This window comes from Glycomyces tarimensis (assembly GCF_054776215.1).
On record NZ_BAAHCB010000002.1, the window covers coordinates 100,056 to 110,643 of the forward strand.

The 10,588-nt window shown below is 71.7% G+C and carries 11 protein-coding genes; 9 read left to right on the forward strand and 2 right to left on the reverse strand.

Annotated elements, in window-relative coordinates:
* Window positions 1-35: 35 nt before the first annotated feature.
* Both ACYVK3_RS02565 and ACYVK3_RS02570 read right to left on the reverse strand, forming a co-directional pair.
* Window positions 36-398, reverse strand: a complete 363-nt coding sequence (locus ACYVK3_RS02565; protein WP_460495692.1) for a hypothetical protein — start codon at window positions 396-398, stop codon at window positions 36-38.
* Window positions 399-2,732, reverse strand: a complete 2,334-nt coding sequence (locus tag ACYVK3_RS02570) for an SseB family protein (RefSeq protein ID WP_460495693.1) — start codon at window positions 2,730-2,732, stop codon at window positions 399-401.
* A 249-nt stretch (window positions 2,733-2,981) separates the two neighbouring features.
* On the opposite strand from ACYVK3_RS02570, the gene ACYVK3_RS02575 reads away from it, so the two are divergent.
* The 9 genes from ACYVK3_RS02575 to ACYVK3_RS02615 all read left to right on the forward strand — a co-directional run bounded on the left by ACYVK3_RS02575 (window position 2,982) and on the right by ACYVK3_RS02615 (window position 10,583).
* Entirely contained in the window at window positions 2,982-4,055 is a 1,074-nt protein-coding gene (locus ACYVK3_RS02575) for a S8 family serine peptidase (RefSeq protein WP_460495694.1), read from the forward strand.
* A gap of 56 nt (window positions 4,056-4,111) precedes the next feature.
* Entirely contained in the window at window positions 4,112-4,870 is a 759-nt protein-coding gene (nth, locus tag ACYVK3_RS02580; RefSeq protein ID WP_460495695.1) for an endonuclease III domain-containing protein, read from the forward strand.
* Window positions 4,867-5,442: a TlpA family protein disulfide reductase gene (locus ACYVK3_RS02585; RefSeq protein ID WP_460495696.1), complete on the forward strand. Its 576-nt coding sequence runs from the start codon at window positions 4,867-4,869 to the stop codon at window positions 5,440-5,442. The genes nth and ACYVK3_RS02585 overlap by 4 nt, the downstream gene beginning before the upstream one ends.
* Window positions 5,439-6,122: an NUDIX hydrolase gene (locus ACYVK3_RS02590; RefSeq protein WP_460495697.1), complete on the forward strand. Its 684-nt coding sequence runs from the start codon at window positions 5,439-5,441 to the stop codon at window positions 6,120-6,122. The genes ACYVK3_RS02585 and ACYVK3_RS02590 overlap by 4 nt, the downstream gene beginning before the upstream one ends.
* A gap of 29 nt (window positions 6,123-6,151) precedes the next feature.
* Window positions 6,152-7,348 (forward strand): MarP family serine protease, encoded by a 1,197-nt coding sequence (locus ACYVK3_RS02595; protein WP_460495698.1) that lies wholly within the window; start codon window positions 6,152-6,154, stop codon window positions 7,346-7,348.
* 336 nt (window positions 7,349-7,684) lie between these two features.
* Complete coding sequence (locus ACYVK3_RS02600) at window positions 7,685-8,362, forward strand: Crp/Fnr family transcriptional regulator (protein WP_026924818.1); 678 nt, start codon at window positions 7,685-7,687, stop codon at window positions 8,360-8,362.
* A 157-nt stretch (window positions 8,363-8,519) separates the two neighbouring features.
* Window positions 8,520-8,798, forward strand: coding sequence for a F0F1 ATP synthase subunit epsilon (locus ACYVK3_RS02605; RefSeq protein ID WP_460495699.1), 279 nt, complete (start codon window positions 8,520-8,522; stop codon window positions 8,796-8,798).
* A 3-nt stretch (window positions 8,799-8,801) separates the two neighbouring features.
* Window positions 8,802-9,236 (forward strand): DUF2550 domain-containing protein, encoded by a 435-nt coding sequence (locus ACYVK3_RS02610; protein WP_460495700.1) that lies wholly within the window; start codon window positions 8,802-8,804, stop codon window positions 9,234-9,236.
* 114 nt (window positions 9,237-9,350) lie between these two features.
* Window positions 9,351-10,583: a serine hydrolase domain-containing protein gene (locus tag ACYVK3_RS02615; RefSeq protein ID WP_460495701.1), complete on the forward strand. Its 1,233-nt coding sequence runs from the start codon at window positions 9,351-9,353 to the stop codon at window positions 10,581-10,583.
* Window positions 10,584-10,588: the final 5 nt, after the last annotated feature.

Here is a 10,588-nt window from a genome sequence, read left to right on the forward strand (position 1 = left end):
GCGGACCCTGCGGAGCCGGAGAGAGAGCCGGGGCTCTAGAGGTACTGCTCCGCGATGTCGCTGACCTCGCCCAGCGGGGCCCAGATCTGGTACACGCCGTTGTCGTACGGCTCGAGGCCGAGGCTCCGGGCCACGTCGCTGCGTCCGCCCCGGTACTCCAGGCGGAGCCAATCGCCCGACTCGCCGAGCACGATGAACGGCTCGCCGCGCCAGGTGCAGGTCGTGCGCACATAGAAGAAGTCGTCGAGCTCGGTGACGGGCACGCCGCGCCGGAAGCGACCCTCGGCGACCTGCACGAAGCCGTCCCCGCCGGTCGGCGAGTACAGGCGGACGTGCGCGCCGTCGGGGCTGGAGTCGTACTCGGCGCCGTTCCAGCGCGCGATGTAGCCGTCCCTCATCTAGGCCCCCTTCCAATCGCGGTGGTCGAGCGCGGACGCGGCCCTGTCGTCGGGAGCCGGCCGCACCAGGTCGTAGTGGCCCTCGGACGGGTCGGGGCCGAACGCGTCGCCCAGCGCCGAGCTCTCGTAGCCGGGGACGTCGTAGCCGGGAGCGGCCTCGCCCATCGGTCCGGACTGCATCGGCCCGTTGCCGGAGGACGAGGACGGGAGCGCCTGTGCGGAGGGCGCCTCGATGGCGGCCGGGCCGCCGTAGGCGCCGTCGACCGGCGCCCACTCGCGGGTGTCGGAGTCGAACACGGCGACCTCGGTGACCTCGCCGCGCGAGTCGATCCGGAGGATCTGCGCGCCGTGCGGGAGCCGCACGGAGTCGACCTTGTGCTCGGGGATGCGGTCCTCGGGCGATTCGGACGGCGCGTAGCCGTCGCCGCGGAACGGGCCGGGCTCGACGATCCAGCCGCCGCGCGATTCGGCGGTCGCGTCGTCGTTGCCGCCGAGGGCCGGGACGTACAGGTCGGTGCGGTAGCCGGCCCAGCGGAGCACGTGCACCGAGTCGTCGGTGGGGCTGAAGTCCTCCGAGGAGCGGATGAGGCCGAGTGCGAGGTAGAGCTGCGCGGGGGTGCGCAGGTGTTCGACCGCGGACACCGGGTGGACGAAGCCGCCGACGCGGTCGTAGCCGCGTTCGAGGTAGAACGGCACCTGGTGGTGCGGGATGGTCTTCTGCCACAGCACCGGCTTGACGCGCTGCGAGGGGGCCTTGGCGCGGGCCTCGGCGGCCTGGCGGCGTTCCATCTCGGCGGCGAGCCGGAGCAGGTTCTTGGCCTCGGCCCACTTGATGAGCGGCTCGATCTCGGGGCCGGACATGTTCGCGCCGACCTCGGTGCCGGGGTTGACGTAGAGGGCGTACTCGACTCCGGGCCAGTGCTGGATGAGCCAGCCGAAGGGCACCTCGGTGTACGGGGTGTCCTCGCCGACGCGGGCGCGCATGCGGTCAACCGTGGTGTAGACGGTGATGCCGTGGATGCCGTCGACGATGTCCGAGGCCCAGCGGAAGGCGGCGTCGCCGACGCGGATGGCGGTGGCGTCGGGGTCGCCGACCGGGAGGATCACCGAGGTGCACAGCAGCGTTTGGAGGAATCCGGCCGTGTCGCCGTTCGCGGCGGAGTCGGCCAGGATCGGCTCGGCGTCGGCGCCGGACAGCTCGACCGGGACCGGCCGGCTCGGCTCGGCCCGCTGCGGCGTGGGCTCGGCCTGCGGGCTCGGTTTGCGGCCGAAGGCGCTCGACATGGACGCGAACGCCTCGGCGGAGGGCGCTCCGGCCTGCTGCGGCTCGGGCGGCGGCGCGTACGAGCCCGGCTGGGGCTGGTAGGAACCCGGCTGGGGCTGGTAGGAGCCCGGCTCGGGCTGGTACGCCCCGGGCTGGGGCTGCGGCGAACCGGGCTGCGAGCCGGTGCCCGGATGCGATTGGAACATCCCGGGCTGCGACTGGAAGGGATCCGGCTGCGGCTGGTAGGGCTCGGCCGGTTCGCGCTGCGGGAGCGAGGCCGGGTCGGACTGCTGCTCGCGCAGCCAGTCGGGGGCGTCGGGCCAGTCGGCCTGCTCGTTGGGCCACTGCGGCTGCTCGGGGAACGGCGCCTGCGGCGGCTCGGAGGTGTAGGCGCGCTCGCCGAAGGAGTCCGGCTGGGGGGCGGGGCCCTCCGGCTCTCCCGGGGGCGGTTGGCGCAGCGGCAGGCCGGCTTCGGTGGTGCCGGCGACGGTCGAGTACCCGCCGGAGGCCGCGTCGTTCGGGTGCGGGGCGCGCCGCGGTGCGGGCGGGACGTCGGGGACGGGCGGGGCGGCGGGCATGAAGCTGTTCTCGCGGACCGGCGGGGCCGGCTCCATCGGGTTGGCGAAGGGGTCGGAGGGCGCCATCGACGAGAAGGACTGGTCGGCCTGCGGCGGCGAGGAGTCGGCCGGGACCGTCGTCATGCCCTGCGCGACCTGCGACACGAACCATGCCGGGAGGTATCCCTCGATCGGCAGGCCGGGGTTGACCGCCAGCCACCACTCGTCGTCGGGCCAGGCGTCGGCCAGGGCGGTGAATCGGACGCGCCGGGACGATCCGGCGTTGTCGCGCAGGCACATGGAGAGGGCGGTCTCGGAGGTGAAGGCGAGGATGTGCGTGCGGTCGTCGGTGGTCCAGGTGGCCCAGGTGTCGGCTCCCAGCCCACTCGGGTCCTCATAGGACAATGGCAGGACGAGCTCGATCTGGGAGAGTATGCGGAAGTATCCGTCCTGGTCATCAGCGCGGAGCGCTTCCCGAAGACGGTGCTCGATCTCGTTACTCGGTTCCCACATCGATCCCATTCAGCCCTTCCCCCCTACCGGTCCTCGATGGGGCAGCGACGAGTGAACGCGGCGTTCTCTCGCGATCGTCACCGTAACGCGAGGCTGTTGTCAAGTTTCCGTCAGTAGGGCAAAAATAACGAATCCATAAAGACGAGCGCGTGTCATTCCCGTATGCGGACCCTCCCCCTGTGTAACGATCCGATGCTCATGGGGGACCGGACTGCACGCATCACTATCGCATACCTGGGTTCGACGTTGTTGGCGGTCATACTGATCGCGCCGACGTCGGCGTGGGCGTCGCCCGCCCTGGCCTGGCATCTGCTGGCCGTCGGCGCCGACCGCGCCTGGACGTCCTCGACCGGGTCGGGTGTGACGGTCGCCGTCATCGACTCCGGTGTGGACGCCGATCACCCGGACCTGAAGGGGAAGGTCCTGCCGGGCCGCAGCTACGTCGAGGGCGACACCGGCACCGAGCCGCGGCTGCTCGCGCTCGGGGCCGGTGCGGGGCCGGAGTACGAGCGGGCGTTCGCGCAGGCCGACCCGGTCGGGCACGGCACCGCCGTGGCGGGCCTCATCGCCGGCCGCGCCGCGGCCCGACACCCCGGCGTCGCTCCGGGGGCGGCGATCCTGCCGGTGCGGGTGCTCGACGACGAGAACCGGTACCACGACTCGGCGATGGTGGGGGACGCCGTGAGGTGGGCGGTGGACCACGGCGCCGATGTCGTCAACCTCTCGCTCGGCGGCCACTACGCCTCGCCGGAGTTCGCCGAGGCGATCGACTACGCCGAACGCCGTGACGTCCTGGTGGTGGCCTGCACGGGCAATCAGGCGAGCGGCGAGACGGGCGAGGACGTGTGGTTCCCCGCCCGCGAGTCGGAGGTGCTGGCGGTCACGGGCGTCGACCGCTCGGGCCAGCGGTGGCCCACGGCGGTCACCGGCGCCGAGACGGACCTGGCCGCCCCGAGCGCGCGGTTGACCGCACCCGCGCCGGGCGGCGGCCACGAGACGGTGACGGGCACGTCGTTCGCGGCGGCGATCGTATCGGGGGCGGCGGCGCTGGTGCGCTCGGCGCATCCGGAGCTGAGCGCGGCCGAAGTGCGCCATCTGCTGACGGCGACGGCCGAGGCGGGCGGGGACGGTCTGGGCGCGGGCACGGTGGACGCGGGCGAGGCGCTGGGGGCCGACCTGGACCGCCTGCCGCCGCCCCCGCTCGAGGCCTCGGCCGCCGGGGAGGTCGCGCCGATGTGGTCGGCGGCGGTGACCACGGCGGGCGGCGCGCTCCTCGGGGCCGCCGCGCTCCTGCTGCGTTGGCGGCGCGGCTCTCCGGCGTGATCGACGGCGCCTCGGACGGATTCGGCCCGGGCGCGGATGCCGCGTAACATGGCGGGGTGACCGCCGCCGACGCCCGCAAAGGAACCGAGAGCGACCTGGCCAGGAAGCGCCGTGCTCGCGTCATCGACCGGCTGCTCGCCGCCGCCCACCCGGATGCCAGGTGCGAGCTCGACTTCTCCGACCCGCTGGAACTGGCCGTCGCCACGATCCTGTCGGCGCAGTGCACCGATGTGCGGGTGAACATGACGACCCCGGCCCTGTTCGCGAAGTACCGCACGGTCGAGGACTACGCCGAGGCGAACCCCGAGGACATCGAGGCGATCATCCGCCCGACGGGCTTCTACCGCAACAAGACCAAGTCGATCATCGGGCTCGCGGGGGCCCTCGTCGAGCACCACGACGGCCGCCTGCCCCAGCGCATGGAGGACCTCGTCAAGCTGCCGGGGATCGGCCGCAAGACCGCGAACGTGATCCTCGGCAACGCGTTCGGGATCCCCGGCATCCCGGTCGACACCCACATGATCCGCGTGAACGGCAGGCTCGGCCTCGTCGAAGGCGAGGACCCGGTCAAGCTCGAGTTCCAGTTGCAGCAGCTCATCGACAAGCGCGAGTGGACGATGTACGCCCACCGGATCATCTTCCACGGCAGGCGCGTGTGCAACGCGCGCAAGCCGGCCTGCGGGGCGTGCACGCTCGCCGCGCAGTGCCCGTCGTTCGGGACGGGCCCGACCGATCCGGCCGAGGCCGTGAAGCTGCTGCGCGGCGACAACGTCGAGGAGCTCGCGAAGCTCGCCGGCATCGAGGCGGACCTATGAGGACCGCGCTCGGCGGCCTGGCGGCGGCGATGCTGCTGGTCCTGGCCGGCTGCACGAGCGGCTCCGCCGGCGAGGACGGCGCCACCGCCGCGGCCTCCGGCGCCGAGCCGAGCTGGTCGGTGGCGTGCGAGGCCGGCACCGCGCCGGTCGAGGCGATCGGCGAGCTGGAGCTGCCGTGCCTGGGCGACGAGTCGCCGACCGCGATCGGCGTCCAGGGCGGCCGTCCGCTGGTGATCGTCCTGTGGGCCAGCTGGTGCGGGCCGTGCGTCGAGGAGGCGCCCGAGGTCGAGGCGTTCTGGCGCTCGCACGGCGATCAGGTCGACGTGCTCGGCGTCGACAGCGCCGACACCCGCGACCGGGGCCGCTGGTTCGCCGAGGATTTCGCGCTGACCTACCCCTCGGTGTTCGACGCCGACGAGGAGGTCCGGACCGCGCTCGGCGTGCCCGCGCTGCCGGGGGTGGCGTTCATCGCCCCGGACGGGACCGTCGCCGAACTCGTCGTCGAGCCGGGCGTGACCGCCGAGTCCCTCGCCGAGTCCGCCGAGTCCGCGTTCGGTCTGGAGCTGCGGTGAGCGCCGAGCCGCGGTCGCGCCAGGACGTCGCCACCGCCGTGCCCCCGTGGTGGGACGCGCTCAACGCCGCCGCCCACGAGGCGAGCGGCCCCGAGGTGCCGCACGTCGCCAAGTCGTCGGCGCCGCGCCACTCCCCCGACGACGCCCGCGCCGCCTCGGTGCTGGTGCTGCTCAGCGATCGCGGCTCGGGCCCGTCGGTGCTGCTCCAGCAGCGCGCCTCGGGGCTGCGCCACCATCCCGGCGAGGTCGCCTTCCCCGGCGGCGCCGCCGACCCGGGCGACGCCGACGCGACCGCCACCGCGCTGCGGGAGGCCGCCGAGGAGTGCGCGGTCGACCCGGCCAGCGTCGCCGTCGGCGCCGAGCTGCCGCCGATCTGGATCCCCGTCTCGGGCTTCGCCGTCACCCCCGTCCTGGCTCTGTGGACGGTGCCGCACGCGGTGACGCCCGTCGACGGCGGAGAGGTCGCCGCCGCGCACCAGGTGAGCGTCGACCGGCTCGCCGATCCGGAGTCCCGCGGCACCGTCCGCTACCCGTCGGGCCGCACCGGACCGGGCTTTCGCGTCGCGGGCGTTCCCCTGATCTGGGGCTTCACCGCCGGAGTACTGTCGTGGCTGCTCGACCTGGGCGGTTGGGCCCGACCATGGAACACTGGCCGGATGCTGGAGCTCGAAGGGTTCTGACCCGCTGAGCGAGACGCGAGGAGGGACCGATGGGGGCGACCGACGGCGGCCTGCTGGTCGACGTGATCATCGTCCTGCTCGCGCTGATGTTCGCCATCAACGGCTACCGGCAGGGCTTCATCATCTCCGCGGGCACCTTCCTCGGCTTCCTCGGCGGCGCGCTGCTCGGCGTCCAGCTGGCCCCGTTCGCCGCCGACATCTACGCCGACCCGCTCGCCAAGCTCATCGCCGCGCTCGTCGTCGTGTTCGTGCTCGCCCTCGGCGGGCAGGCCGTCACCACCGCGCTCGGCTTCAAGCTGCGCAAGCGGCTCAGACGCAGCGGCCCCAAGAGGCTCGACCAGCTCGCCGGTCCCGTCGTCTCGGTCGTGGCGGTGCTCCTGGTCACCTGGATGGCCGCCGCGCCGCTCGCGAGCTCGTCCATGCCGGCCGTGGCCGCCGCCGTCCGCAACTCCAGCCTGGTCGTCGGGATCGACGAGCACATGCCCGACGCCGTCAACGGCGTCTACGAGTCGATGCGCGAGTCGCTCAACACCTCCGAGATCCCGGACGTGTTCTCCGGGCTCGACCCGACGCAGGTGCGGCCGGTCGAGCCGCCCGATCCCGAACTCGCCGCCTCCGGCATCGTCACCGGCGCCGAGCCGTCGGTGCTCAAGGTCCACGGCTCGGCCCCCCAGTGCGACCGCCAGATCGAGGGCTCCAGCTTCGTGTACGCCGAGGGCCTGGTCGTCACCAACGCGCACGTCGTCGCCGGCACCGAGCGGGTGCGGGTCGAGGCCGACGGGGACCTGCTCGACGCCGACGTGGTCGTCTTCGAACCGGAGAAGGACCTCGCGGTCCTGGCGGTGCCCGGCCTGGACGCCCCGGTGCTGCCGATCACCGACACGGTGGCCTCCTCCGGGGAGGACGCGATCGTCGTCGGCTACCCCGGCGGCGGCCCGTACACGCCGGTCGCCGCGCGCGTGCGCGAGGCGCGCACGGTCTCGGGCCCGGACATCTACGACTCGGGCACCGTCACCCGCGACGTCTACCAGCTCTACGCCCACATCATCGGCGGCAACTCCGGCGGGCCGCTGCTCAACACCAGCGGCGAGGTCTTCGGCGTGATCTTCGCGGCCGCGGTCGACGACCCCGAGACCGGGTACGCGCTCACCATGGCCGAGACGGCGCCGGTCCTCGCCGAGGGCCGCTCCGCCTCCGGCGCGGTCGACACCGGATCGTGCACCTGAGCGATCCCATTACGGGATCGGTGGGACGCGCCGACACGGCCGCATACTCATGTGATGTCAACTCACTGTTGGGCGTGGCGTCACATTAGCGGTAGGCTGTACCGGTCGTCGCCGATCGCAACTGCCGCTTACGAGCAAAACCCCTGCTCATTGCGTGAGTCAATGCTCACGCTGTGATACTCGGAAGCGCCGGAACTCGTCATTGGGATACGAATGTCGATTTCGGCGTCGACGGTGCGCATGTGGATTTACGGGGGTCTCGCTCCCGCAATGCGGACAAGAGGCATAGACTCAGTACTTGCACTAGCGGTGCGTTGAAGAAAGGTGCGAACGGACATGGAAGATGTATTGGCCAGGGCCGCCCTGTTCAAGGGCGTCGACCCCGAAGCTGTCGAGTCGCTCATCAAAGAGATGGAGTACGTCGACGTCAACAAGGGCCAGACCGTCTTCACCGAGAACGAGCCGGGCGACAGTCTTTACATCGTCATGTCCGGCAAGGTGAAGCTCGGACGCCGTTCCGCCGACGGCCGCCAGAACCTGATCGCGGTCATGGGCCCCTCGGACATGGTCGGCGAGCTCGCCCTGTTCGACCCCGGCCCGCGCACCGCCACCGCCACCGCGCTCACCGACACCCGCATGGCCCGGCTGTCCAAGACCGCGCTGCGGCCGTGGCTGGCCAACCGGCCCGAGATCGCCGAGCAGCTGCTCCGCGTCATCGCCCGCCGCCTGCGCCGCACCAACGACTCCATGGCCGACCTGATCTTCACCGACGTGCCCGGCCGCGTCGCCAAGGCGCTGCTGCACATGGCCAGCCGCTTCGGCACGCGCGACGGCGGCGTCCTGCGCGTCACGCACGACCTGACGCAGGAGGAGCTCGCGCAGCTCGTCGGCGCCTCCCGCGAGACGGTCAACAAGGCGCTCGCCGACTTCGCCGGCCGCGGTTGGCTGCGCCTGGACGGCAAGAGCGTCATCATCATGGACCCCGAGCGCCTGGCCCGCCGCGCCCGCGTCTAGCGGATCGGACGACCTCGAGGCCCTCGGCGAAAGCCGGGGGCCTCGTCGCTTCCGCAAGGGTGATCTTCCGGTCCGGGGCGGGTGGGGGATTCGACGTTGGCGCTCCCGCCGTCTAGACTTCCCGTAACCATCCTCGGAGTTTGCTTTAAGGAGCGTTGTGGCCAAGCAACTGAACGTCGAACTCGTAGCCGTCGAGTCGAAGGTGTGGTCCGGCGACGCGACGGCGGTCTACGCCCGCACCACCGAAGGCGAACTCGGCATCCTGCCCGGTCACCAGCCGCTGCTCGGTGAGCTCCAGGGCAACAGCCAGGTCCGCATCAAGACCGACGACGCCGAGCGCGCCTGGGACGTCGACGGCGGCTTCCTCTCGGTCACCACCACCGGGGTCACCATCCTCGCCGAGACCGCCGAAGCGGCCGAACCGACCGCGGCCTGAGCCATGGTCGAAGCACTGCTCATCGCCGCCGCTCTCGCAGCGGCCGTCGCGGTGTTCCTGGTGCTGACCTACGTCCGGCGGTCCATCATCTCCAAGCGCGGCGCGGTCGCGATGGCCGCGAGGCTCTCGCGCCGCATGGCCGGGCGCGGCTGGGCCCCCGGCTTCGCGGTGTACGAAAGCGGATCACTGCGCTGGTACCGCATGTTCTCCCTCGCCCTCGGCCCCCGGTACACGCTCTCGCGCACCGACCTCCAGATAGCCGAGCGGCGAGAGCCCTCTGGAGCGGAGGCGCAGATCTTCCCATCGGAGGTCGCCGTCCTTCGCTGTAAGAGTTCGACCGGTGAGGTCGAGTTGGCGATGACCGACTCCGCCGTCACCGGTTTCCTCTCCTGGCTTGAGGCCGCCCCGCCTGGGGCGGCCTATTTTGACGGCAGATGAGCCCTCCTCCTCCCTCCGGAGGACTCGGGCCGCTTCGCCTCCTCCCTCCGGTTTAGCCGAATTTCCCTCAGATTGCGGTGCTATCGGCCGCCTTGAGCCCCTAGGCTCGGCTCCATGAGGAAACGCATACTCCCCACCGCGGCTCTGGCCCTCGGCCTCATCGCGGCGCCCGCCGCGGCGCACGCCGCACCACCCGCCGGCGACGAGCTCGACACCGAGCTGCTCGAGGCCAAGCTCGAAGACTTCTACAAGGCCGGCGACCACTCCGTCGTCATCGAGGTCCGCTCCGGCGACGAGACCTGGTCCGAGGCGATCGGGCCGCGACGCTTGGACGGACACGCCGATGCGAAGGCCGACGACCGCGTCCGCATCGCCAGCCTCACCAAATCGATGGTCACCGTCGTCATGCTGCAACTCCAGGCCGAAGGCGCGCTCGACCTCGACGACACCGTCTCCGACCACCTTCCTGACCTCCTGCCCTACGAGGACGAGCCGACTCTCCGCCAGCTCATGCAGCACACCGGCGGACTGGCCGACTACTTCCCGTACCTGTACGCCTCGCTCTACGAGAGCGGCGACATGACCGACTTCTACGAGCACTACCGGGACTACTTCTCGCCCCATGAGCTGGTGGCGATCGGCACCCAGGACCCGCCGCTGTTCGCACCAGGCACCGACTGGCGGTACTCCAACACCGGGTACATCGCCGTCGGGCTCGTCATCCAGGAGGTCACCGGCCACTGGATCGGCCATGAACTGCGCGAGCGGGTCTTCGCACCGGCCGGGCTGCACGACACCTATTTCCCGCTCGGATTCACCTCCGGCGTCTGGGGCCCCAACCCGGTGCCCTACGTGACCACCGGCGAACCGGCCGATCCGTACGTCGACTCCACGAAGCTCTCCAACAGCCAGCTGTGGTCCGCCGGGGCGGTCATCTCCACGATGGAGGACGTCAACGACTTCTACGACGCCTTCCTCGACGGCACGCTCCTGAGCGACGAGCAGCTCGCCGAGGCCACGGCGTTCACCGACACCGAGATCGGCTACGACTACGGCCTCGGCCTGCTCGGCACGTACGGCTGCAGCGCCGACGACCGCGTCGTCGGCCACACCGGCGGGGGCCTGGGCCACCTGACCTACTCGTTCCACTCGCTCGACGGCGAACGTCAGGTCACGTTCACCTGGAACGTCGACGACTGGCACGGCCAGACCGATCCCGATGCGTTCAGCGCGGCCCTCAGCGGCCTGCTGGTCGCGGGGCTGTGCGGCGTGGACGTCGACGCCCCGGGCGCCCAGACGTTCGCGGACCCGCCGGCGGCGGACGGCACCTGGCCGCTCCTGCGATAGGACGC